Here is a 23,185-nt window from a genome sequence, read left to right on the forward strand (position 1 = left end):
AAGTTCGCGCAGTGCGCGCGTTCAGATGTTCAGGGTGACCCAGGATGCGTTCCGCGCCGAGGACCGAACGCAGGCATCGACGAAAGCCACTCCGGTTACGCCGTCGAGGATGTCGGGAAAATGGATGTCCTCGGGGATTGGCTCCCCCGCCTTCTTCGCCCGGATCGCGCGGGCGGCTTCGGAATAGATGTTGGCGAAGCCCTCGAGATAGCCTTCAGGATGTCCAGGGGGGATGCGCGACATGCGTGCCGCCGCCGGGCCCGATCCCGCGCCATTCCGGGTCAGAAGGCGCTTCGGCTCACCGAAGGGCGTGTGCCAGAGATAGTTCGGATCCTCCTGCGCCCATTCGAGCCCGCCCTTGGTGCCGTAGACACGCAGGCGAAGGCCGTTCTCGTTGCCGGGCGCGACCTGGCTGCACCAGAGCATCCCCCGTGCCCCGCCCTCGAAGCGCAGCATGACATGGCCGTTGTCGTCGACCCGTCGGCCCGCGACGAAGCTCTGAAGGTCGGCGGCAAGGCTTTCCAGCGTCAGACCGGTCACGAAGCTTGCCAGGTTGAAGGCGTGCGTGCCGATGTCGCCGGTCGAGCCGCCCGCGCCCGAGCGTTCGGGATCCGTCCGCCAGCCGGCCTGTTTCTGGCCGGTGCTCTCGACGTCCTCGGTCAGCCAATCCTGGGCGTATTCGACCTGAACGACGCGGATCTCGCCCAGGTCTCCGGCAGCGATCATCTCGCGCGCCTGCCGGATCATCGGGTAGCCCGTGTAGTTGTGGGTTAGGACGAACAGCGCATCCGACGTCTCGGCCGCCTTCGCCATCTTGCGCGCCTCGGGGAGGGTCGACGTCAGGGGCTTGTCGCAGATGACGTGGATGCCGCGCTTCAGGAACTCGCGCGCGACGGGATAATGCATGTGGTTCGGCGTCACGATGGCGACAGCGTCGATGCCGCCCTTCATGCGCGCCTCGCGCTTCGCCATCGCGGAGAAGTCGTCGTAGACGCGCTTGGGGTCGAGGCCGAGGTCGGCGCCGGAGGCCTGCGATTTTTCGGGGGTCGAGGAGAAGGCTCCCGCCACCAGATCCCAATGGCCGTCGATGCGGCTGGCGATCCGGTGGACCCCGCCGATGAAGGCGTCGCGCCCGCCGCCGACCATGCCGAGACGCAGGCGGCCGGTGGTCTGTTCCGAAGTTCCGTCGATCGGCATGTCGTCCCCCTCAGTCCAGTCCCAGCATCCGCCGGTTGGCGGCGTCGTCGGCGCCTCCGCCGGCGAAGTCGTCGAACGCCTTCTCGGTCACGCGGATGATGTGATCCTTGACAAAGGCCGCGCCCTCGCGCGCCCCGTCCTCGGGGTGCTTCATGGCGCATTCCCACTCGACCACGGCCCATCCGTCGAAATCGTATTGGGTGAGTTTCGAGAAGACGGCCCGGAAGTCGACCTGTCCGTCACCGAGCGACCGGAACCGGCCCGCGCGGTCGACCCAGGACTGGTAGCCGCCATAGACGCCCTGCCGTCCCGTGGGGTTCAGCTCGGCGTCCTTGACGTGGAACATGCGGATCCGGTCGTGGTAGATGTCGATATTGTCGAGGTAGTCGAGCGCCTGAAGCACATAGTGCGAAGGGTCGTAAAGCATGCAGGCACGGCCGTGGCCCTTCACGCGGTCGAGGAACATCTCGTAGCTGATGCCGTCGTGCAGATCCTCGCCCGGGTGGATCTCGTAGCAGATGTCGACACCCATTTCCTCGGCATGGTCGAGGATCGGCGTCCAGCGTTTCCCGAGCTCGTCGAAGGCGGCCTCGACGAGCCCGGCAGGCCGCTGCGGCCAAGGGTAGAGGTACGGCCAGGCAAGCGCGCCCGAGAAGGACGCCTGCGCGGTCAGGCCGAGGTTCCGTGACGCGGTCAGCGCCTTCTTCACCTGGTCGACGGCCCACTCCTGACGGGCCTTGGGATTGCCCCGCACCTCGGGCGCGGCAAAGCCGTCGAAAGCCTCGTCATACGCCGGGTGGACGGCGACGAGCTGGCCCTGGAGGTGCGTCGAAAGCTCGGTGATCTCGATTCCGTTGGCCGCCGCCGCGCCCTTGACCTCGTCGCAGTAGTCCCTGGACGAAGAAGCCTTGTCGAGGTCGATGAACCGGGCGTCCCAGCTTGGGACCTGAACCCCCTTGTAGCCGCAATCGGCGGCCCATTTCGTGATCCCGTCCCAGCTGTCGAAGGGCGCGGAGTCGCCCGCGAACTGAGCCAGGAAAAGGGCCGGCCCCTTGATCGTTTTCATCTTTTCCTCCCGTCGGCACTCTTTCGTTGCCTGCGGGAGGAAACCCGATCCGGTTTAAGGTCGCAAGACCGTTTAATATTAATTCGTGATGATCTCGGGTCCCATCCTCGACGTCGGAAGCCAGGTCGAAAGCCAAGGCACGTAGGTCACGATGATCAGGAAGACGAAGAGGACGGCCAGGAACGGCAGCGCCGCGCGGACGACCGCCATCATCGACATCCCGGCCACGCCCGAGGTGACGAAGAGGTTCAGGCCAACAGGCGGCGTGATCATCCCGATTTCCATGTTCACGACCATGATGATGCCGAGGTGGATCGGGTCGATGCCAAGCTGGATCGCGATCGGGAACACCAGCGGCGCCACGATCACGATCAGACCCGAGGGCTCCATGAACTGCCCGCCGATCAGCAGGATCACGTTGACGACAACGAGGAACATGATCGGGCCGAAGCCCGCGTCGAGCATGGCCCGCGCAATGGATTGGGGGATCTGCTCGTCGGTCAGGACGTGTTTCAGGATCAGGGCGTTTGCGATGATGAACATCAGCATCACCGTCAGCCTCGCCGCATCGAGAAGCGTGTTCCGCGTGTCTCGGTGGAACAGCGCCGTCACGAGGGCCTGCGGCCTCTGGAGAAGCGACTTGCGGCCCTGTCCGTCGCGCGCCGCCAGAGGGCCCATGTCGCGGTAGACGAAGACCGCGACGACGAAGGCATAGACGGAGGCGACGGCGGCGGCCTCGGTCGGAGTGAAGATGGCCCCCGTCAAACCGGGTATGCCGTAGATGCCGACCATGATGATGACGATCAGCATCAGGCCCCAGAGGGCATCGAGGAACGAGGCGCCGATCTCGCCAAAGCCTCTCCATTCGCCCTTCGGCATGTCGCGGACGATGGCCATGACGTAGATCGTGACCATCAGCATGAAGCCCGCGAGAAGCCCCGGAATGACGCCGGCGAGGAACATGCGCCCGACCGAAACGTCGGTGGCCGAAGCATAGACGACCATGACGATGGAAGGCGGGATCAGGATGCCGAGCGTGCCCGCGTTGCAGATGACGCCAGCCGCGAATTCCTTGGTGTAGCCCGCCTGCTTCATCGCCGCGATGACGATAGTGCCGATGGCAACGACGGTTGCGGGGGACGAGCCCGAGAGCGCCGCGAAGATCATGCAGGCGAAGACGCCCGCGATGGCGAGGCCGCCACGCAGGTGGCCGACGCAGGCGATGGAAAAGCGGATGATGCGTTTCGCAACGCCGCCCGTCGACATGAAGGACGAGGCGAGGATGAAGAAGGGAATGGCGAGCAGCGTGTAGTGCCCTTCCATCGCCTGGTAGAGCGACTGCGCGACGGAGGCGAGCGAAGTGTCCGAGAAGGCCAGCAGAAAGATGATCGACGACAGTCCCAGCGCCACCGCGATCGGCGTGCCGATCAGCAGGAGGCCCATGACCATGGTGAAGAGAAGGACGACCTGCATCTCAGTTCTCCGCCATCCGGGCCTCGGCCACGGCGTCCTCGGCCTCGTGGCTGACGATCAGGCTGTCGCGTCGGCCGGCGAGGACGCCGATGGTCGCCTGGATGATCCGGAAGAGCATCAGGGCGACGCCGAAGGGCAGGACGAAGTAGGGGATAAAGCGGGGCAGCTTGTCGTAGCTCTCGCCCATGTTGAAGCGCTCGGCCAAAAACTCTCCACCGAAGGGCACGGGCACCTGCTCGGTGTGGTAGAAGGCCTGGTCCCGCGTGCGGTCGTCGAAGCCCGTGGGGATGATGCGGCCCTCGGTGCGCTGGTAGCCCGCGAAGGGCGCCCAGTAGTCCCATGCGCCCTTCATCAAAAGGCCCCCGTAGACGAGGCAGGCGAGTGCCGAGAGAAGCACCATAACTCTCTTCGGGCCCGGACCGACGATGTTCAGAATGGCGTCGACACCGAGGTGAGCCGTTCGCTTGAACCCATAGGAAATACCCAGAAGGACAAGCCAGGCGAAGAGGATCGTCGTGACCTCGAGACCCCAGAGGATCGTGTGGTTGAAGACGTAGCGCAGGACGACGTTAACGAAAGTGATCACCGTCATCGCGGCGAGGATATAGGCGATCACCATTTCCTCAAGCGCGTTCACGAAGCGGCCGAGCGGCGACACCGCCGCATCCGTCTGTCCGGACATCATTTCCCTCCCCCTGTGTCCCGCCCCTCTCCCGTGAGGCGGAAGGCAGGGCGCACCGGCGCCCTGCCCATTCGTCGATTACATCGAAGCGTTGATTTCCTGAGCCGCGGCAATGTTGTCCGCGCCCACGTCGCCTTCGAACTGCTCCCAGACCGGCTTCATCACGTCGACCCAGGCCTGACGCTCTTCATCGGACAGCTCGCGGATGACGCCGCCGGCGTCGAGGATCGACTGGCGGGCTTGCGCATCGAGATCGCCCACGGCCGCGTTGCCGGCGACAGTGACTTCCTCGAGGATGGTCAGGAACTGGTCGCGGACCGCCGGATCGAGGCTGTCGAGCCAGTCGACCGAGGCCACCACAAGATAGTCGATGATGCCGTGGTTCGTCTCGGTGGTGCCGTCCTGCACCTCGAAGAACTTCTGGCCCCAGATGTTGGACCAGGTGTTCTCCTGACCATCGACGACGCCGGTCTGAAGCGCACCGTAGACCTCGGAGAAGGCCATTGGCTGCGGGCTGGCGCCGAGCGCTTCCATCTGCGCGACAAGCACGTCGGACGGCTGCACGCGGAACTTGAGGCCCTGGGCGTCGGCTGGAGAGACGAGCGGCACGTTGGCCGAGAATTGCTTCATGCCGTTGTGCCAGAACTGGAGGCCCTGGAGACCGCGGCGCTGCATCGAATCCTTCATCGCCTGGCCGGTCTCGGAGGTCTGGAAGGCATCGACGGCATCGACGTTCTTGAACATGAACGGCAGGTCGAAAATGCGGAAAACCTTGGTGAAGGTCTCGAACTTCGACAGCGACGGCGCGGCGAGTTGGACGTCGCCCTGAAGCATCGCCTCGAGCACCTGGTCATCGTCATAGAGTGTGGAGTTCGGGAAGACCTCCATGCACATGGTGCCGTTCATCTCGTCGTTGACGCGGCCCGCGAGGGTGTCGGCGGCGACGCCTTTCGGGTGACCGGTCGCGTTGACGACGTGCGCGAACTTGACGACGATCTCTCCGTCCTCGCAGGACGCGAAGGCGCCGGTTGCGCCCAGGCTCAGTGTGGCGGCCGCCACGGCGGTTGTGAAGTTTTTCATCGGTATCCTCCCTGATACGGAAACAAGATTTTGCGGCGAGTTTCCTCCCCTGCGCGGAGGATCATCGTATTGGACCTCACGGCAAGCCGGATGTTGCCTGAAGATATATTTCTTACTTATCATAATGTTAAAGCAAAAAATTGAAGTATTCGGAGGCCCCGTGTGCGGAATCTCGGACAGCAGTTACCGCCTGACTGTGCGAAATTCCGCACAGATCAGTCGCGGAAGTCCTCGGCCCGGACACCGTAGCGGGCCAGCTTGTCGTAAAATGTCTTGCGCGGCAGCTTCAACGTCTCGGCGGTCAGTGTCGCATTGCCCCTGTTGCGGCGCAGCGCCTCGACGATCAGCGAGGCCTCGATCTGCGCCATCTTCTCGGCCAACCCGATCTCCTCGATCTCGTCGGGCATGAGGCCGAGGGTGAAGCGCATGGCGGCGTTCATCAAGGCGCGTGCGTTGCCGGGCCAGTCCTGCGACATGAGCGACGCCAGAAGGGCGGGAGGAATAGCACGCTCGGGCACCCCGGCCTGCTCGGAGGCCTGTGCAACGTAGTGCCGGAAGAGGACAGGAATGTCCTCGGGGCGTTCCTTCAGCGCCGGGATGCGGATGCGCAGCGCCTCGACGCGGTAGTAGAGGTCGGGCAGGAACGCTCCCTGCTCGGACAAGGCCAGGGCGTCCTGTGTCGTCCCCGCCAGAAGACGCGCGCCCGCCTCGCGGTCCAGATGCTCCAGAAGCGCGTACTGGCAGGCCTTGGACAACGAGGTGACCTCGTTCAGGAAAAGGCTTCCGCCGTCGGCCGCGGCAACCGCGTCGTCAAGCGCCGCGGGCGTCAGCGCCGCGGCCCCGAGCTTGATGAAGGGCCCCTGCGCGAGGGGCGACAGAAGGTGCAGCACCTCGGCGACCTTGCTGAGGCCGGACCCCGGCGCCCCTTCGATCAGCACGACGCCGGGCACCCGCGCGATCTGGCGGACCTCTGCCCGCAACCTCTCGGCCACCGCCGATGTGCCGAAGAGCATGCGTTGAGCGGCGTCGCCCTTTCGCAGCTCGGCCTGAAGCCGGCGATCCTCGAGCGACGCCCGCCTGCGATCGAGCGCGCGGCGTACCGTCTCGACAAGCGTCTCGGTCGGACAGGGCTTTTCGAGGAAATCGAACGCGCCCCGGTTCACCGCCGCGACCGCCATCGGCACATCGCCCTCTCCGGTCAGCAGGATCACCGGCAGTTCGGGATCCACGGACTGCGCATGATCGAGAAGCGCTATGCCGTCCTTGCCCGGCATCCGGATGTCGGACACGACCACGCCCGCGAAGTCCCGCCGGATGTGATCCTTAGCGACAATGAAGGATCCCGCCTCGGTCACTGTCAGGCCCGCAAGCTCCAGCGTCTGCGCCAGCGCCTCGCGCACGGGCGCGTCGTCCTCGACCAGAAGAACCCGGCTCATGCCGCGCGTTCCTCGCGCCAGGGCTGGAGGCGGACGGTGAAGACGGCACCGCCTCCGAGCGCGTTTTCGCCCGAGATATCGCCCCCGAAGCTCTGGACGAGACCGTAGGAGATCGAAAGGCCCAGCCCCGTTCCCTCGCCGTCACCCACGGACTTGGTGGTGTAGAACGGCTCGAAGATGCGCGAGGGGTCCGCTATGCCCGGGCCGCTGTCGCGGACGGTGACCGATGGCTCCGGGTTCGCGGAGACCGTCAGGGTCAGCGACTTCTCGGGCAAGGACGACATGGCGTCGGCGGCGTTGGTCAGCAGGTTTACGACCACCTGCGTCAGCCGCACCTCGCCGCCCGTCACCCAGACGGGAGCGCCGGGCAGGTGCGCCGTGACGCCGACCGCGTCCCGTTCGAGTTGCGCCTCGGTCATCTCGAGAGCGGCGCGCGCGACGGCGCAGAGGTCGACGCGCGTCGAGGGCTCGCTCTCCTGCCTCGCGAAGGCCTTGAGGTTCTTGATGATCCGCCCCGCCCGCGCGGCAAGGTCCGCGATCTTGGCCAGGTTGCCCGCAACCATGTCGCCCTTGCCCATCTCGAGAAAGCGGGACCCGTTTTCGGCGAAGGACCGGATCGCCATGAGGGGCTGGTTGAGTTCGTGGCTGATGCCCGCCGACATCTGCCCGAGAGCCGACAGCTTGCCGACCTGTACGAGTTCGTCCTGCGCGCGCTTCAGCGCCGCCTCGGCCTCGCGCCGTTCCGCAATTTCGTCGCGGAGTGCCACGTTGATGCGCGAAAGCTCGTCCGTCCGTTCCGCCACGCGGACCTCGAGCGCCGCATTCGCCCGCGCCAGGGCGCGGCGGCGTTCGGTCGTCAAGAAGATGACGGTGCCGAAGAAGGCGGCGAGAACCCCGGCGACCGTGCCCTGGAGACCGGCGGTGACATAGGCCGGCCGGGCGTCGAGAAGGGCCTCGGCGCGAAGCCCCAGGATCTCGATCCGCTGCTCGACATGAAGTGCCCGCTTCGGGACATAGGGGCCGGCGTCGATCCGCCAGACGTCGGTGCCGCGCACGCCAAGCGCGTCGTAGGGGAAGAACGGGCGAAGCCTGTTCTCGGGGAATGCCGACCGCCGCTCGCCTTCGCGCCGCATCAGGACGAGTTCGGACCGGTTGGAGGAAATCACCACACCGTCCTCGTCGGTGAAGAGCACGACCGGGATGGCGCCGCGCCCCTCGGCCTCGATGCGGTCCAGGTCGACGACCGCGACGAGCGCCCCCTCCACGGGCCCCGCCTCCGAGAACACAGGCGCCGCGAAGTAGAACGCACGGGTCAGGAAGCGGTCGCTGATGGCGTGGAAGGACCCGAGCGCGCCCGTCAGCGCCCGGTCGACGAAGGCGTCGTCCTCCCAATCGGGCCCTTGCGCACCCGAGGCGCTGGCAACCACCCGCCCCGCGCCGTCGAGAAGCATGAGGTCAAGCGCCCCCGTCAGGTCCGCCGCCCGCCGCAGGAGCCGAGCCGCGCCTTGGGGATCGGGCGCGGGCCCGTCGAACTGCTCGTCGTCGGCGAGAACCACGATCAACTCGCGATACCGCGTCAGGCTCTTGACCAGCCGGTCCGACGCAAGCGCGAGGTCGGATGCCCCCCGCTGCCCCAACTGGTCGAGCGACTGCCCCAGCCCCGCCCACCAGACCGCCCCGGCCAGACAGACCGCGGCAACCCCGAGGGTCAGGCCACGCGCTATCCGGAAATCCCATCTCATTCCGGGAGCTTACAGAGCGACACCGCATGGCGCCAGAGGCGTAGAGGGAGGATCAGGCTTGAAGTGGTGCCCGGGGGCGGAATCGAACCACCGACACGCGGATTTTCAATCCGCTGCTCTACCCCTGAGCTACCCGGGCACGGGCGGAGGCGTGGCTCCGCTCAGGTCGCGTTCTTCTAATGGCGGCGGGAAGGGCTGTCCAGTGGTCGGGGAGACAAAAATCTCAGTGCCGCAGCGGCTGATCGGACGGATCGTCAGGCGACGCATCCTCGTCGGGATCGACGGGTTCGGCGGGGATGGCGTAGGTGCCCTTTAGCCAGCGCGCGAGATCGACGTCGGCGCAGCGTTTCGAACAGAACGGCCGGTACTCGGGCGTCGAGGGCTTCGAACAGATGGGACAGCTCATCGAAGGCACTCCGCCAAGGGCAGCCGCTCGCGCTTGCGCGTCAACTCGAGGTGCCCCAGGGGGGTCCAGCCCAGCACGGTCGTCTCGATCCCGTCGGAGCGGAAGGCGCCGCGGGCGGCATCCTCGACCCGGCGGCGATCGCGCTTGGCCACGGGCGCCAGATCAAGGACGATCTGTCCGGCAAGGCCGCGCAGGCGAAGGGCGCGCGGAAGGGCGGCGAGGGCGGCAAGGTTCACCTTAAGGGCGGAAGCGGGGGAGGTGTCGGCGCCGGTGTTCACGTCGACGGCCACCAGAGCGCGGGTCGGCTCGACGAACATGAAGCCCCCGCCCGTCAGCTCCACCCTGGGATCGGAGAGGGCGGCGATCATGTCATCCGCCCCGCTGCGCGCAAGGCTTCCGGGACGGTCGTCCGTCACGTCGGGGGCGGGCCAGTCACGCCAGGCGATCTCGGTCGCCGACGGTCCGTCCAACAGCATCTCGGGCGCGCCAAGGCGAGGCTCGGCCATGACGCGGGACGCGAGGTCGACGAGGGCCGCGACATCCTCGGCGACGGTGTCGTCCTCTGCCCCTTCGGCAGCCGTGCGCAGGACGACGCCCATGCCGTCCGGGGCTTTTATGGCATCGAGGATCGCGCGCAACTCCACCCGACGTTCCTCGTCCCGGATCGCCTTCGAGATGTTCAGCCCCTCGGCACCGGGCGTCACCATCGCGAACCGGCTCTTGAAGAGAACACGCGCCGCGACCGGCGTCGCCTTGCCGGGCTCGGCCCAGGTCGAGGCCTGAACGATCAGCGTGTCACCCTGCGAAACGCCCTTGGCCTGGCGGAGGAACATCGGTCCATCCGGGGTCTCGAGAATGGCCCCGCCCTGCCCCTTGAGAGGCCTCCCGACGCGCGCGCGGTAAATCGCGCCGGGGCGAATGCGGTCTTCTGAGGCATCGACCAGAAGATCGGCCAGCGCCCCATCGACGATCAGGGCCGCGGCTTCGCGTCCGTTCAGGGTGTCGAAGACGGCGATGGACCCCTTCATGCGGCCTCCGTCACGGTCAGCCCGACTGCCGCCAATAGACGCGCGGTCTCACGGAGGGGAAGGCCCATGATCGCCGTATAACTCCCTGACATCCAGGGAATGAACGCGCCCGCCGGGCCCTGTATGGCATAGGCCCCCGCCTTGCCTTTCCAATCGCCCGTGGCGATGTACGCGTCGAGGTCGCCGGACGAAAGCCGGTCGAGCTTGACGATGCTTTCGACCTCACGCTCCCGCAACCCGCCGTCCGAAATGACGGCCAAACACGTCACGACACGATGGCGCCGCCCCGACAGCAGGCCGAGAAAGGAACGCGCCTCGGCCTCGTCCGCGGGTTTGCCGAGGATGCGGCGCCCCACGGCGACCGTCGTATCGGCGACCAGCACCACCTCGCCCGGGTTGCGGGGGATGGCCTCGGCCTTCTCGCGCGTCACACGACGGCAATAGGCCCGGGGAAGCTCGCCCTTGAGGGGGGTCTCGTCGATGTCGGCGGGTCGCACCTCATCCGGCTCGACGCCGATCTGCCGCAACAACTCAAGCCGGCGCGGACTGGCCGAACCGAGCACGAGACGCGGTCGGTCCGCGCTCACTTGAACCGATAGTTGATCCGACCCTTGGTGAGGTCGTAGGGGGTCATCTCGACCTGCACCTTGTCGCCCGCGAGGACCCTGATGCGGTTCTTGCGCATCTTGCCTGCCGTATGCGCGATGATCTCATGGCCGTTTTCCAGCTCGACCCTGAATGTCGCGTTCGGCAAGAGTTCCTTCACGACACCAGGAAATTCGAGCATCTCTTCCTTGGCCATGGTCTCTCCTTCAAATCACCCGTCGTTCGGGCGCAGCGAATATTGGGGCGATCGCCCCCCGGATCAAGCCCGAAAACGCACCACGCCGTGGGGGAATCATGCCTGTGCGCGGTCTTGCGGGACCGTGGGCGGGCCGAATCGCGCGAGCATCCGTTCCCGGATCTGGTCGCGCGACTGCCGATAGTGCTCGAGCTTCTGCTCCCGCGTGTCGCCAAGCCCCGTGGGATCGAGGATCGGCCAGTAGTCGACGTCGAGATGGAAGAAGCGGGTGAGTTCCAGCGCGCGCCGTTGCGACGCGGGCGACAGCGCCACGACGAGATCGAAGGCCGACAGGTCGTCGCCCCACTGCTGCATCTCGTCGAAGCTGCGCGATCGGTGCCGCGACAGCTCGATCCCAAGCTCGTTGCAGACCGCGATCGAGAAGCCGTCGATTTCCATGTCGTTGTAGACGCCCGCCGACTGGACATAGGTCTCGTGGCCATAGAACTGCTTCATCATGCCTTCGGCCATGGGGGACCGGACGGCATTGTGATCGCAACAGAAGAGCACCGACTGGGGAAGGTCCGGCACCCGTCAACCCCCGAAATGCAGCACGCAGATGAGGGTGAAGAGACGCCGAGCGGTGTCGGTGTCCAGATCGGCCTTGCCGTCCAGCCTCTCCTGAAGGACGCGCGCGCCCTCGTTGTGGATACCGCGTCGCGCCATGTCGATGGCCTCGATCTGACCCGGCGGAAGGCGCTTCACGGCGTCGAAGTAGGCCTCGCAGATCTGGAAATAGTCCTTCACGACCTGCCGGAACGGCCCGAGGGACAGCCGGAACTCGGCGGCGGGCTCGCCCTCCTCCGTGCGGATATCGAAGACCAGGAGCTTGTCCCGGATGGCCAGCAGCAGGTGGTAGGGCCCGTCCGGCACGGCCCGTCCGTCGCGGCCCGGAATGTCGAAGCTGTTGTCCTCGAGCAGATCGAAGATCGCCACCCGCCTCTCCTGCTCGATCTGAGGCGTCGGAGGCGGCAGCGCGGTATCGTCGATGTCGATGTGAACGAGACGGGACATGGGTGCTGGATACGTCAAAGGCGTAGGAAATCAAATCACTCGTTCAGCCGACGCAAGCGCGCTGCGACCGAGAGGCCGTGGGCCTGGAGCGACTCGGCTGCGGCCAGCGTTTCGGCGGCAGGGCCGATGTCGGCGAGGGCGCCGGGGGTCATGCGGGTGATCGTGGTGCGCTTCATGAAGTCGAGCACGCCCAGGCCAGACGAGAAGCGCGCGGAGCGTGCGGTCGGCAGGACGTGGTTGGGTCCCGCGACGTAGTCACCGATGGCCTCGGGCGTCCAGGGGCCGAGGAAGATCGCGCCGGCGTGGGTGATATTGCCCGCAAGCGACTCGGGGTTCGCCACGCAAAGCTCAAGGTGTTCGGCGGCGATGTCGTCCGCCAATGCGGCCGCTTCGCCCAGGTTCTGCACCAGGATGACCGCGCCGTTCGACTCCCACGAGGCACGCGCGATGTCGCGGCGCTCGAGGACCTGAAGGTATTGGTTGATGGCGTCGACGACGAGTTCGGCGAATGTCGGATCGGTGGTTATGAGGATCGCCTGCGCGCTCTGGTCGTGCTCGGCCTGGCTGAGAAGGTCGAGCGCGATCCAATCCGGGTCGTTGTCGCCATCGGCGATCACGAGGATCTCGGACGGGCCCGCGATATTGTCGATGCCGACGCGGCCGAAGACATGGCGCTTCGCGGCGGCGACATACGCGTTGCCGGGGCCGGTGATCTTGTCGACGGGCGCGATGGTCTCGGTCCCGTAGGCCAGCGCTGCGATGGCCTGTGCGCCGCCGATGCGATAGATCGTCTCGATCCCCGACAGCTTCGCGGCGAGGAGGACCAGCGGGTTGGCCAGACCGTCCGGCGTCGGCACGCACATCACCAGACGCTCGACACCGGCCACCTGAGCCGGGATGGCGTTCATCAGGACCGACGAGGGATAGGTCGCAAGCCCGCCAGGCACATAGAGCCCCGCGGCCGAGACGGCGGTCCAGCGCCACCCCAGCATGGCGCCGCTGCGGTCGGTCCAGCTTTCGTTCGCGGGCTTCTGGCGCTCGTGGTAGGCGCGGATGCGTTCGGCCGCCACCTGAAGCGCCTGGCGCTCCGCCGCCGGCACCTTGGCCACGGCGGCGTCGATCTCGGCCTTCGAGAGGGCAAGAGTGGCGGGCGTCACCTCGAAGCGGTCGTACTTGCGCGTCAGGTCGATAAGGGCCGCATCGCCGCGCGTTCGCACGTCTTGGACGATGTCGGCCACCGAGGCCGCCACGTCGGGAGCATCCTCGCGCTTCAGAGACAAAAGGGCGCGGAAGCGATCCTCGAAATCCGCGTCTTCGGTGTTCAGGAAATGGGGCATCCTCGCTCCTCTCACCGGCTCTTAGACGCCGGGCGCGGCACGCTCAAGTCCCAGGCCCCTAGTCAGGGTGCGATGGAGCACGCCCGGACGGCGCAAGATAGGGGCGCGTGACATCCTGAAGGACAAGGTTGACCGCCTCGACCTCGACGGCCACCGCCCCGTCCCCGGCGAAGGTCAGGACGACGCGACCCGCGCCGTCCTCGCCGGGTTCGAAGGCGAGCGTCAGGAGCGATAGGACCGTGTCGCCATCCAGGACCGAGCGATCCAGGCCCTGCTGACGGACGGCAAGCGCATCCCCGATCGACAGGACCGCCCTCACCCGTTCGAAGCCGCGCCCGCGCGTCTTGGCCGCAACCTTGTCTTCCCACCGGAAGCGGTTGAGAAGGCAGACGAAACGGCGATGTCCCTTCTCCCACTTCATTTCGGTCGAAGACAGGATCGCGTCCTGCACGAGCGCGGCGAGAACAGTGACGTCCTCCGCCGTCTCGGCTTTCAGGCGAAGGGGACGCTCGGCGGCATCCTCGAAGCGTGCGTCGTCCGTCATCGTCCCGCCACCCGTTCGATCCTGGCGCCGACGGCGCCCAGCTTTTCCTCGACGTGTTCGTAGCCGCGGTCGAGGTGATATACGCGGCTCACCATCGTCTCGCCCTCGGCCGCGAGACCGGCGAGGATCAGCGACACGCTGGCCCGCAAATCCGTCGCCATCACAGGCGCGCCCTTCAGGCGGTCGACCCCGGTCACGGTCGCGGTGCCGCCGTGGACGTCGATGCGCGCGCCCATGCGCAGAAGCTCGGGCGCGTGCATGAAGCGGTTCTCGAAGATCGTCTCCTCGAGGTGGCTCGTGCCCTCGGCCGTGCAGAGAAGCGCCATCATCTGCGCCTGTAGGTCGGTCGGGAAACCTGGGAAGGGCTCGGTGCGGACGTCGATGGCGGACACGCGGCCGTTCTTGCGCGCGACCGTCAGGCCGCGGCCGGTCTCGGTCACCTCGATCCCCGCCTCGTCGAGCTTGTCGCAGAAGGCCGAGACCAGATCGCGGCGCCCGCCCAGGCATTCGACCTCGCCGCCGCAGATCGCGGGAGCGAGCATGTAGGTTCCGAGTTCGATCCGGTCCGGCACGACGGGGTGGGTGGCGCCTCCGAGACGGTCGACGCCTTCGATCGTGATGGTCGAGGTCCCTGCCCCGTCGATGTGTGCGCCCATGCGCACGAGGCAGGCGGCGAGGTCGACGATCTCGGGCTCGCGGGCCGCGTTCTCGATCACCGTCGTTCCTTTGGCCAGAGTCGCGGCCATGAGCGTGTTCTCGGTCGCCCCCACGCTGGCGAAACGCAGCGGCACTCGGGCACCCTTCAGACCGCCGGGCGCCTTGGCATGCAGATAGCCGTCCCTCAGCTCGATCTGAGCGCCGAGCGCCTCGAGCGCGGTGATGTGGATGTCCATGGGGCGGGCGCCGATGGCGCAGCCGCCGGGCAGAGAGACGACCGCGTGACCTTCCCGCGCCAGAAGCGGCCCCAGAACGAGGTTCGAGGCCCGCATCTTGCGCACGATGTCATAGTCTGCGTGGGTCGAAACCGGCCCGAGCGACGACATGGCGATCACGCGCCCGTCCTGAAGGCTCTGGATCTCGGACCCGAGCGACTGCAGGAGCGTCGTCATCGTCGTGATGTCCGACAGCCGCGGCGCGTTCATCAGCGTCAGCGGCTCTTCGGTCAGAAGCGTGGCCGGCATCAGCGTCAGGCAGGCGTTCTTCGCGCCTGCGATGGGGATGGATCCGCGAAGCTCCGCCCCGCCCGTCACGACTATTGAATCCATGCTCAGCCCGCCTTGCCCTGTTCTGTCTTCTTCGCCCGCGCCCGCGCCTGTGCCTTGCGCCGCTGGAGGTTCGCCTTGAGGGCCGCCTTCAGCTTGTCGTCCCGCGTCGCGGGCTCTTTCGGAGGTCTTTCGGAGCTTGGGGATCCTGCCATGCTGCCTACCTAGCGCAGGTGGCAAAAAGCGTCCAGATAACCCTTGCGCGGGCGGGGGAATGATCGTATCCCGCGCCAGCATCGACCGGCGCTGCTGTAGCTCAGTGGTAGAGCGCACCCTTGGTAAGGGTGAGGTCGGGAGTTCAATCCTCCCCAGCAGCACCAGCCCCCCTCCTTTTGAACACGCAATGAAAAAGGCGCCCCGCCGTCAGCGAAGCGCCTTTCGAATAGCTTGTGCCGGCGTCAGGCGCGGCGGCGGCGCAGGACGCCGAAGACGGCGAGACCACCCAGAAGAAGGGCCGCCGACGCCGGAAGCGGCGCCTCGACCAGATCCTCGGCGATGAGCTTGAACTGCGCGCCGTAGAAGTTGAACTCGCCCGCGTCGGTGTAACCGCCGGGTCCGTCCTCGTAGTATTCGGCCGTCATCGCGGCCATATCGATCGAGATCGTGGGATCGCTGATCGACCCCACGAAGAGTTTCTTGCCGTCGGACGACAACGAGATCATGTCGCCGCTGCAGCTCTGCCCGGCGAACTCGCAGGACACCAGCGAGAGGTCCCCGGAGGGGCCATCCTCGAGCGTGATTCGCGCCGACGTCAGGGCACCCGGAGCGAGGTTGCTGAAGGTGCCTTCGAAGCCGTAGGGAGACCCGTCGAAGACGACGGGAATATTGTCCCCGGATTCAGAGTCGTACACGTCCTGGAAATACTCGCGGTCGAAGTTCATCGACAGGTCGAAGTCGTAGGTCGCTGCCAGTGCCGGGGTGGCCGACATCAGCAAAGCAGTCAGAACGGTCGTGCGCATGGGGAAAAATCCGATCATTTCTTGATCATATACAACCACGTCAGGTTAAATGCGGTTCCCTTCCGAACCAAGCCCGGAATCGCCCGTCCGGGGATTCCTGCCTATCCTCGACGGTGATCGTTGCCCCGCCGCATCGCTGGCGGAAGACCGCTCAGAGGTCACTGCACACGCGACCAACTCTGCGCGCGGCAGATGCCGATGACGCAGCCGGAGACCTTCAGAGAGTTTCCCGAGAGCTCCATCTTCGAGGAATAGACCTTGTCGCGGTCGGGCGCCCAGATGCGACCCTTGCCATACCGTCCGTCGCCCTGGGGCTGCATGTCCCAGATCAACCGCTTGCCGATGTTCCGGCTCTGGCGCGGGCTTCCGTCCGGGTTGAACGCCTTGCGGATCACGCCGCAGATGGCGTCGCCGCATTCATACATCTCGACGTGGCCGAATGCGCCGTTGTCGTCGGGCTGCGTCTTGAAGAGACCAAGCACCGGGTCCGCCGCAAAAGCGGGGGTGGCGGTCAGGGCGAGTGCGAACAGGATGTGTCGAAGCGTCATGGATGTCCTCCCGATATGGGACGGAGCGTCCGTCGCGCCCCCCTCGTCAGGCAAGCGTGACGTGGCGACAGGATGCCCCGCGCCGCGGCGTCACGCCCGGGGTTGCCCCCGGCGCCTCGGGTTGGCATGAGACGACGACTCCGAAGGACGGTCCCATGATCCTCTATCCAGCCATCGACCTGAAGGACGGGCAGTGCGTACGTCTCCTCAAGGGCGAGATGTCCGAGGCGACGGTCTTCAGCGACGACCCCGGAGCGCAGGCCGCGGCCTTCGAGGCGGCGGGAGCCGAATGGCTCCACCTCGTCGATCTCAACGGAGCCTTCGCCGGCCGTCCGGTGAATGCGGACGCGGTCGAGGCCATCCTGTCGCGCGTCACGATCCCCGCCCAGCTTGGCGGCGGCATCCGCGACATGGCCACGATCGAAGGTTGGCTGGCGAAGGGCCTGTCGCGCGTCATCCTCGGCACCGTCGCGGTCGAGGATCCGGCGCTGGTGCGCGACGCGGCGCGTGCCTTTCCGGGTCAGGTCGCCGTCGGGCTCGACGCGCGCAAGGGTCGCGTCGCGACGCGAGGCTGGGCCGACGAAACCGACGTACAGGTCACCGACCTCGCCCGCGCGTTCGAGGACGCGGGCATCGCCGCTATCATCTATACCGACATCGACCGCGACGGCGCGATGCAGGGCCCGAACATACCCGCCACCGAGGCCCTGGCGCGCGCGGTCTCGGTTCCGGTCATCGCCTCGGGCGGTGTCTCGTCGATGGACGATCTGCGTCGCCTGCAAGCGACTGGCGTGATCGCGGGCGCGATTTCGGGGCGGGCCCTCTATGACGGCGCCATCGACCTTGGCGAGGCTCTGGCAGAACTCGCGCGCTGACGCGAAACGTCAGCTTCCCGCCGCGGCCGTGGTGAGCGTTTCGAGCGCCCCCTTCATCTGGTCCACGAACTCGGCGTCGTCATCGATGTCGAGGTCATCGAACATGTCATCGACCTCTTCATAGGTGATCCGCGTCTGACCCCCGTCGTCATGCACAAGAACCCGAAGCGGCAGGACGAGCCCGGCGCGGATGTCTTCCTGAAGGGCCGGCGTCCCCAGCTTCGGGTTCCCGAAGATCACGAGTTCCGCGTCCTGAAGCTCCATGCCGACGCTTTCGGCGCCCTTCGAGTGCGGGACGCGGGCGAAAACGGTGGCCCCGGCCTGTTCGACGGCCGCGACAAGCCGGTCGGCGGTCTCGGTGACACTGCCTTCCGCGTCGAGGGTGACGAAGTCGTCGGCGATGGCGGGGGCCGCGGTCAGCAGAAGCGCGGAAAGTACGGCGGCGGTGCGGTGCATGGGTCTATCCTCCGGTTACGAGGTCAAACATAGCGCCTTGAGGCGTGAGGTCCCGTTCCCGCGCTACGGCCGGCGGCCTAGGGCCTTCGTCTGTCCGGATCGGCCTTGCCGATACCCCGGAACACCGCGCGGAACGGCAGGGCCCAGATGAAGCCCAACGCAACGTAGATGACGAACTCGAGCCAGAGCGGAGGCCGGTCGAACAGGGCCACGACGTTGACCGCCACGACGATGTAAAGCGGCAGGCCGACGAGCAGGATGACGAGCGACCATCGCCGCCGGGCTTTGTAGGAAAGAGGCATGGCCCGGGTTATGTCGTGCCTGCCTCCGGGGTCAAGGGAGGAAGGCGCCGCACCCCTTTTTCTCAAGGCCTTGGCGTCCCCTGTTATCGGATAACGCCATATAAACCGGCTGACGCCCGCCGAAACGGGCTCGCCGATATCGTTTAGCGATGAGGCACCACCCTATCTTTCTTTCGACCGCATCCGACATGCGAGGTCCCGATTCCCAGCGAGCGGACCTTGCGGTGGGATCGCGTCACGGAACGACCCCAAACCCGGTCGGTGAGAAACCGGCTTCACAGGAGACACGACATGAAACGCATTCTGCCCCTCGCCCTCGTCCTTCCGCTTCTCGCCGCCTGCGGCCCCGGAGGCTTCATCGACAGCGACATGGAGCGAGGCCTCGTCGGCGCGGCCGTCGGCTATGGTGCGGCGGAAGTCGTCGATGGCAACCACGACCGCGGCGCCATCATCGGCGGCCTTGCCGGCGTGTTCTGCGACGACGCCGGGATGTGCTCGCGCGCTCGCTACTGAGCCGCCCCAAAAGGAAACGCCCGCCGGTCGACGGCGGGCGTTTTCCGTGCAGCACGTCCCTCGCTTCAGTCGGCGAAAGGGTCAGTGACGAGTATGGTGTCCTCGCGCTCCGGCGATGTCGACAGCAATGCCACCGGACACTGGATCAGCTCCTCGATGCGGCGGACGTACTTGATCGCCTCGCCCGGAAGATCGGCCCAGCTTCGCGCGCCGGCGGTCGATTCCGACCATCCCTTCAACGTCTCGTAGACGGGCGTGACCCGCGCCTGCTGGTCCGCCGCCGTCGGCAGGTAGTCGAGCCGTTGGCCATCCAGGTCGTATCCCACGCAAATCTTCAGCTCGTCGAAGCCGTCGAGAACGTCGAGCTTCGTCAGCGCGATCCCCGAGACGCCCGATGTCGCGCAGGTCTGGCGCACGAGCACAGCGTCGAACCAGCCGCAGCGGCGCTTGCGGCCCGTCGTTGTGCCGAACTCGTGGCCCCGCTCTCCCAGCCGGTCGCCATCGGCGTCGAACAGCTCGGTCGGGAACGGACCCTCGCCCACGCGGGTCGTGTAGGCCTTGACGATGCCGAGGACGAAGTGGATCGACCCGGGACCCATGCCGGTGCCCGCCGCCGCCTGGCCGGCGAGGACATTCGACGACGTGACAAAGGGATAGGTGCCGAAGTCGATGTCGAGAAGCGCACCCTGCGCGCCTTCGAAGAGGATGCGGCGGCCTTCCTTCTTCTTCTCGTTCAGCACCTTCCACACGGGCGCTGCGTACTGAAGGATCGAAGGCGCGATCTCCTTCAGCGAGGCGATCAGCGCGCCGCGGTCGATCGGCTCCATGCCCAGGCCCTTGCGCAGCGCGTCGTGGTGGACGAGGAGACGATCCACCCGCGTCTCGAGGGTCGCCGTGTCGGCGAGGTCGGCCACGCGCACCACACGACGGCCCACCTTGTCCTCGTAGCAGGGACCGATGCCGCGCCCTGTCGTGCCGATCTTGGCGACCGAAGCCTGCGCCTCGCGCGCCCGGTCGAGTTCGCCGTGAAGCGGCAGGATGAGGGGCGTGTTCTCTGCGATCATCAGCGTCTCAGGGCTGATGACGACCCCCTGGGCGCGCACGGTCTCGATTTCCTTGACCAGGTGCCAGGGGTCGAGGACGACGCCGTTGCCGATCACCGAGAGCTTGCCGGGACGCACCACGCCGGAGGGCAGCGCATGAAGCTTGAAGACCTGATCGCCGATGACCAGCGTATGCCCCGCGTTGTGGCCGCCCTGGAAGCGGCAGATCACGTCGGCGCGCTCGCTCAGCCAGTCGACGATCTTGCCCTTGCCCTCGTCGCCCCACTGGGCGCCGACCACCACGACGTTGGCCATGCTCGATGTCCTTCCGGTTCTGGTCAAACAGGCGCTCTATACAGGCGCCCCCTTGAACACGAAAGTCCCGTTTCACCCTGTCGTGCGCCTGTGTCACAGGCCATGTAGCGTTAGCGCAACCGCTCTTGCCGCAGGGAAGACCCCCCGGTAGGCAGGGCGCAACCCGTTGCCAAGGAGTGCCCGATGGCCGAGACCCCCGAGTTTCACGACCGCATGCTGTCCCTGGGCCTCGCCCGCGTTTCCGAGGCGGCCGCCCTCGCATCGGCGCGGCTGATCGGCCGTGGCGACGAGAAGGCAGCCGACCAGGCCGCCGTCAACGCGATGCGGAACCAGCTCAACCAACTCGACATCAAGGGCGTCGTGGTCATCGGCGAGGGCGAGCGCGACGAGGCTCCGATGCTCTACATCGGCGAGCAGGTGGGTTCGGGCACCGGCCCCGAGGTCGACATCGCGCTCGATCCGCTGGAAGGCACCACGCTGACGGCGAAGGACATGCCGAACGCGCTGACCGTCATCGCCATGGGCCCGCGCGGCTCGATGCTGCACGCCCCCGACGTCTACATGGACAAGCTCGCCATCGGGCCGGGCTTCCGTCGCGGCGTCGTCACGATGGACATGAGCCCGGCCGAGCGCGTCTCGGCGCTCGCGACCGCCAAGGGGGTGTCGACCGAGGATATCACCGTCTGCGTGCTGGAGCGCCCCCGTCACGAGGACATGATCGCGGAACTCCGCACGACGGGCTGCGCGATCCGGCTCATCACCGACGGCGATGTGGCGGGCGTCATCCACTGCGCCGAGCCCACGACCGGCATCGACATGTACATGGGTTCGGGCGGCGCACCCGAGGGCGTTCTCGCCGCCGCCGCGCTCAAGTGCATGGGCGGGCAGATTTTCGGCAAGCTGCTCTTCCGGAACGACGACGAGCGCGGCCGGGCGAAGAAGGCGGGCATCACCAACTTCGACCGTGTGTACACCCGCGACGACATGGTGACGGGCGACGTGATCTTCGCCGCGACGGGCGTGACGGACGGCTCGATCCTTCCGGGGATCAAGCGCGAACCGGGCGTCCTGACCGCCGAGACGATCCTGATGCGGTCCAAGACGGGATCGGTCCGGCGCATGACCTACCGGCATCCACTCGACAAATAGGACGCGCCGGACTCCCGTTGCGGCAAGACTCGGGCTTTGCGAACCACTATCCCTCAGGTATGGTGTGCGCAGAACCGCGCCACCACATATGGTAGGATCCTTGCCGAACGACATGAAGCCGCTCGCCTTTCTCGGCGTCGAGACCTCGCTTTCCGGGCGCCGCTGGACCGGCCCCGCCGGAGAAGAGATCCGGCTGTCCGAGGCGATGGTCCAGGCGACAGGCCTCGATGCGGCAGTCTGCCGGGTGCTGACCGCGCGCGGTGTCGCCTGCGAGGAGGCCCTGGGGTATCTGACCCCGACGTTGCGCGAGCTTCTTCCCGACCCCCGCAGCCTGCGCGACATGGGCATCGCGGCGGAGCGCATCGTCCGCGCCATGGCCGCGGGCGAGCGGATCGCGATCTTCGCCGACTATGACGTCGACGGTGGCGCGTCCGCCGCCCTCCTTCTCGACTGGCTCCGCGCCCAGGGCCGCGACGCCACGCTCTATGTCCCCGACCGCATCGACGAAGGCTACGGTCCCAACCCGACCGCCATGCGAACGCTGGCCGGGGCGCATGACCTGATCGTCTGCGTCGACTGCGGCACCCTCTCGTTCGAGGCCATCGCGGCGGCCAGGGGAACGGATGTCGTCGTGATCGACCACCACCTCGGCGCCGAGACCCTGCCCGAGGCGCTGGCCATCGTGAATCCCAACCGCCAGGACGAAACGGGCGACCTCGGCCACCTCTGCGCGGCGGCGGTCGTCTTTCTGGTTCTCGTCGAGGCCAACCGGCAGTTGCGGGACGCAGGCCGCGCCACGCCGAACCTGATGCAGATGCTCGACCTCGTGGCGCTGGCGACCGTGGCGGACGTGGCCCCGCTCATCGGCGTGAACCGAGCTCTTGTGACGCAAGGCCTCAAGGTCATGGCGCAGCGCGCACGGCCCGGTCTCACCGCGCTTTCCGACGTGGCGGGCCTGGGCACGGCGCCGACGGCCTATCACCTGGGGTACGTCCTCGGCCCCCGCGTCAACGCCGGCGGACGCGTCGGGCGCGCCAACCTTGGCGCCCGCTGCCTTTCGGCCCGCGATCCGCACGAGGCGCGCGCCCTGGCCGACAAGCTGGACGAACTGAACCGGGAACGGCGCGAGATCGAAACGGCGGTCCGCGACGCCGCACTCGCGCAGGCCGAGGCGCGGGGGCTCGACGGGCCTCTGGTCTGGGCCGCCGGCGAAGGCTGGCATCCCGGTGTCGTCGGCATCGTCGCCGCGCGTCTGAAAGAGGCCACGAACCGTCCGGCGGTGGTGATCGGTCTCGAGGGCGGCGTCGGCAAGGGGTCGGGACGGTCGGTCCACGGCGTCGACCTCGGCCACGCCATCCAGAGGCTCGCCGCCGAAGGGCTTCTCCTGAAGGGTGGCGGGCACCGCATGGCCGCGGGCCTGACTGTCGAGCAGGACCGGATCGAAGACGCCATGGCCCGGCTCGGCGACCTTCTTGCCCGCGAAGGCGCGGGGAGCACCGGTCCGCGGGACCTGCGCCTCGACGCGCCGCTGATGCCGGGCGCGGCGACGCCAGAACTCGTCGCCCGGATCGAAGCCGCCGGCCCTTTCGGGCAAGGATCGCCCGCGCCGCGCTTCGCGTTTCCCGACGTCGCCATCCTGAATTGCCGCCAGGTCGGCGCGAACCACCTCAAGGTCAGCTTCGGCGACGGCCTCGGCGCGCGCCTCGACGGCATCGCGTTCGACGCCTGGGAGAGCCCTCTCGGCCAGGCTCTCGCCGGTCACGGCGGCGCGCGTTTCCACCTCGCCGGCCGCATCGAGGTCAGCCATTGGGGAGGCCGGCAACGCGTCGAACTGAGGCTCGAGGACGCTGCCCGCGCGGGGTCCTGAAGACCTCTTTCGCGCCTGAGAATTTCCTCGAAATTCCACTTGCCACGCCC

Annotated in this window: 26 protein-coding genes and 2 tRNA genes; 5 read left to right on the plus strand and 23 right to left on the minus strand. The window is 67.0% G+C overall.

The features are described from left to right. Positions 1-21: 21 nt before the first annotated feature. From C8D95_RS15815 to C8D95_RS22095, 18 genes are all read right to left on the minus strand, one after another. Positions 22-1,197 carry a Gfo/Idh/MocA family protein gene (locus tag C8D95_RS15815; protein ID WP_109760172.1) on the minus strand — a complete coding sequence of 392 codons (1,176 nt, stop codon included), beginning with the start codon at positions 1,195-1,197 and terminating at the stop codon, positions 22-24. 10 nt (positions 1,198-1,207) lie between these two features. Then, positions 1,208-2,263 carry a sugar phosphate isomerase/epimerase family protein gene (locus C8D95_RS15820; protein WP_109760173.1) on the minus strand — a complete coding sequence of 352 codons (1,056 nt, stop codon included), beginning with the start codon at positions 2,261-2,263 and terminating at the stop codon, positions 1,208-1,210. A gap of 78 nt (positions 2,264-2,341) precedes the next feature. Next, a complete protein-coding gene (locus tag C8D95_RS15825; RefSeq protein ID WP_109760174.1) occupies positions 2,342-3,736 on the minus strand; it encodes a TRAP transporter large permease in 1,395 nt (464 codons plus the stop codon). 1 nt (position 3,737) lies between these two features. After that, positions 3,738-4,418, minus strand: coding sequence for a TRAP transporter small permease (locus C8D95_RS15830; RefSeq protein WP_109760306.1), 681 nt, complete (start codon positions 4,416-4,418; stop codon positions 3,738-3,740). A gap of 78 nt (positions 4,419-4,496) precedes the next feature. Then, positions 4,497-5,498, minus strand: coding sequence for a DctP family TRAP transporter solute-binding subunit (locus tag C8D95_RS15835; RefSeq protein WP_109760175.1), 1,002 nt, complete (start codon positions 5,496-5,498; stop codon positions 4,497-4,499). Positions 5,499-5,713: 215 nt separating this feature from the next. Beyond that, on the minus strand, positions 5,714-6,934 hold the full coding sequence (locus C8D95_RS15840; protein ID WP_109760176.1) for a sigma-54-dependent transcriptional regulator: 1,221 nt from the start codon (positions 6,932-6,934) through the stop codon (positions 5,714-5,716). After that, on the minus strand, positions 6,931-8,676 hold the full coding sequence (locus tag C8D95_RS15845) for a sensor histidine kinase (RefSeq protein WP_109760177.1): 1,746 nt from the start codon (positions 8,674-8,676) through the stop codon (positions 6,931-6,933). Before C8D95_RS15845 ends, C8D95_RS15840 begins: the two co-directional genes overlap by 4 nt. A gap of 64 nt (positions 8,677-8,740) precedes the next feature. Next, positions 8,741-8,815: transfer RNA gene (locus tag C8D95_RS15850), tRNA-Phe, on the minus strand. Positions 8,816-8,899: 84 nt separating this feature from the next. Further along, positions 8,900-9,082: a DNA gyrase inhibitor YacG gene (locus C8D95_RS15855; protein WP_109760178.1), complete on the minus strand. Its 183-nt coding sequence runs from the start codon at positions 9,080-9,082 to the stop codon at positions 8,900-8,902. Continuing rightward, positions 9,079-10,110, minus strand: coding sequence for a ribonuclease E/G (locus C8D95_RS15860; protein WP_109760179.1), 1,032 nt, complete (start codon positions 10,108-10,110; stop codon positions 9,079-9,081). Before C8D95_RS15860 ends, C8D95_RS15855 begins: the two co-directional genes overlap by 4 nt. Next, positions 10,107-10,697, minus strand: a complete 591-nt coding sequence (locus C8D95_RS15865) for a Maf family protein (protein WP_109760180.1) — start codon at positions 10,695-10,697, stop codon at positions 10,107-10,109. The genes C8D95_RS15860 and C8D95_RS15865 overlap by 4 nt, the downstream gene beginning before the upstream one ends. After that, complete coding sequence (gene infA, locus C8D95_RS15870; RefSeq protein ID WP_011455993.1) at positions 10,694-10,912, minus strand: translation initiation factor IF-1; 219 nt, start codon at positions 10,910-10,912, stop codon at positions 10,694-10,696. The genes C8D95_RS15865 and infA overlap by 4 nt, the downstream gene beginning before the upstream one ends. A gap of 96 nt (positions 10,913-11,008) precedes the next feature. Beyond that, complete coding sequence (locus tag C8D95_RS15875; protein WP_109760181.1) at positions 11,009-11,482, minus strand: arsenate-mycothiol transferase ArsC; 474 nt, start codon at positions 11,480-11,482, stop codon at positions 11,009-11,011. Positions 11,483-11,485: 3 nt separating this feature from the next. Then, the gene (locus C8D95_RS15880) at positions 11,486-11,965 is read right to left on the minus strand and encodes a UPF0262 family protein (protein ID WP_109760182.1); all 480 of its coding nucleotides are present in this window, start codon (positions 11,963-11,965) and stop codon (positions 11,486-11,488) included. 35 nt (positions 11,966-12,000) lie between these two features. Next, on the minus strand, positions 12,001-13,302 hold the full coding sequence (hisD, locus tag C8D95_RS15885; RefSeq protein WP_109760183.1) for a histidinol dehydrogenase: 1,302 nt from the start codon (positions 13,300-13,302) through the stop codon (positions 12,001-12,003). A 58-nt stretch (positions 13,303-13,360) separates the two neighbouring features. Continuing rightward, positions 13,361-13,846 carry a DUF2948 family protein gene (locus tag C8D95_RS15890; protein ID WP_109760184.1) on the minus strand — a complete coding sequence of 162 codons (486 nt, stop codon included), beginning with the start codon at positions 13,844-13,846 and terminating at the stop codon, positions 13,361-13,363. Then, entirely contained in the window at positions 13,843-15,111 is a 1,269-nt protein-coding gene (gene murA, locus C8D95_RS15895) for a UDP-N-acetylglucosamine 1-carboxyvinyltransferase (RefSeq protein ID WP_109760185.1), read from the minus strand. The genes C8D95_RS15890 and murA overlap by 4 nt, the downstream gene beginning before the upstream one ends. Positions 15,112-15,113: 2 nt before the next feature. Beyond that, positions 15,114-15,263, minus strand: a complete 150-nt coding sequence (locus C8D95_RS22095) for a hypothetical protein (RefSeq protein WP_164721600.1) — start codon at positions 15,261-15,263, stop codon at positions 15,114-15,116. A gap of 90 nt (positions 15,264-15,353) precedes the next feature. Here C8D95_RS22095 and C8D95_RS15900 point away from each other — a divergent pair. Next, positions 15,354-15,428, plus strand: a tRNA-Thr gene (locus C8D95_RS15900). Positions 15,429-15,506: 78 nt separating this feature from the next. Here C8D95_RS15900 and C8D95_RS15905 read toward each other — a convergent pair. Both C8D95_RS15905 and C8D95_RS15910 read right to left on the minus strand, forming a co-directional pair. Continuing rightward, positions 15,507-16,067 carry a VPLPA-CTERM sorting domain-containing protein gene (locus C8D95_RS15905; protein ID WP_170121489.1) on the minus strand — a complete coding sequence of 187 codons (561 nt, stop codon included), beginning with the start codon at positions 16,065-16,067 and terminating at the stop codon, positions 15,507-15,509. A gap of 158 nt (positions 16,068-16,225) precedes the next feature. Further along, positions 16,226-16,615 carry a DUF2147 domain-containing protein gene (locus C8D95_RS15910; protein WP_109760187.1) on the minus strand — a complete coding sequence of 130 codons (390 nt, stop codon included), beginning with the start codon at positions 16,613-16,615 and terminating at the stop codon, positions 16,226-16,228. Between the two features lie 155 nt (positions 16,616-16,770). Between C8D95_RS15910 and hisA the strand changes: the two genes are divergently transcribed. Beyond that, positions 16,771-17,490: a 1-(5-phosphoribosyl)-5-[(5-phosphoribosylamino)methylideneamino]imidazole-4-carboxamide isomerase gene (hisA, locus tag C8D95_RS15915; protein ID WP_109760188.1), complete on the plus strand. Its 720-nt coding sequence runs from the start codon at positions 16,771-16,773 to the stop codon at positions 17,488-17,490. 9 nt (positions 17,491-17,499) lie between these two features. Here the strand turns inward: hisA and C8D95_RS15920 are convergent, their stop codons facing one another. Beyond that, positions 17,500-17,946 carry a DUF302 domain-containing protein gene (locus tag C8D95_RS15920; RefSeq protein WP_109760189.1) on the minus strand — a complete coding sequence of 149 codons (447 nt, stop codon included), beginning with the start codon at positions 17,944-17,946 and terminating at the stop codon, positions 17,500-17,502. A 77-nt stretch (positions 17,947-18,023) separates the two neighbouring features. Next, entirely contained in the window at positions 18,024-18,248 is a 225-nt protein-coding gene (locus tag C8D95_RS15925; protein ID WP_109760190.1) for a DUF2842 domain-containing protein, read from the minus strand. Positions 18,249-18,539: 291 nt separating this feature from the next. On the opposite strand from C8D95_RS15925, the gene C8D95_RS15930 reads away from it, so the two are divergent. Next, a complete protein-coding gene (locus C8D95_RS15930; RefSeq protein WP_109760191.1) occupies positions 18,540-18,761 on the plus strand; it encodes a hypothetical protein in 222 nt (73 codons plus the stop codon). Positions 18,762-18,826: 65 nt separating this feature from the next. On the opposite strand, the gene C8D95_RS15935 is transcribed toward C8D95_RS15930, so the two are convergent. Beyond that, positions 18,827-20,119: an adenylosuccinate synthase gene (locus tag C8D95_RS15935; RefSeq protein ID WP_109760192.1), complete on the minus strand. Its 1,293-nt coding sequence runs from the start codon at positions 20,117-20,119 to the stop codon at positions 18,827-18,829. A 183-nt stretch (positions 20,120-20,302) separates the two neighbouring features. Between C8D95_RS15935 and glpX the strand changes: the two genes are divergently transcribed. Further along, positions 20,303-21,268, plus strand: a complete 966-nt coding sequence (gene glpX, locus C8D95_RS15940; RefSeq protein WP_109760193.1) for a class II fructose-bisphosphatase — start codon at positions 20,303-20,305, stop codon at positions 21,266-21,268. 112 nt (positions 21,269-21,380) lie between these two features. Next, on the plus strand, positions 21,381-23,135 hold the full coding sequence (gene recJ, locus C8D95_RS15945; protein WP_241239827.1) for a single-stranded-DNA-specific exonuclease RecJ: 1,755 nt from the start codon (positions 21,381-21,383) through the stop codon (positions 23,133-23,135). Positions 23,136-23,185 lie beyond the last annotated feature (50 nt).

Source organism: Silicimonas algicola (genome assembly GCF_003148765.1).
GTDB lineage: Bacteria > Pseudomonadota > Alphaproteobacteria > Rhodobacterales > Rhodobacteraceae > Silicimonas > Silicimonas algicola.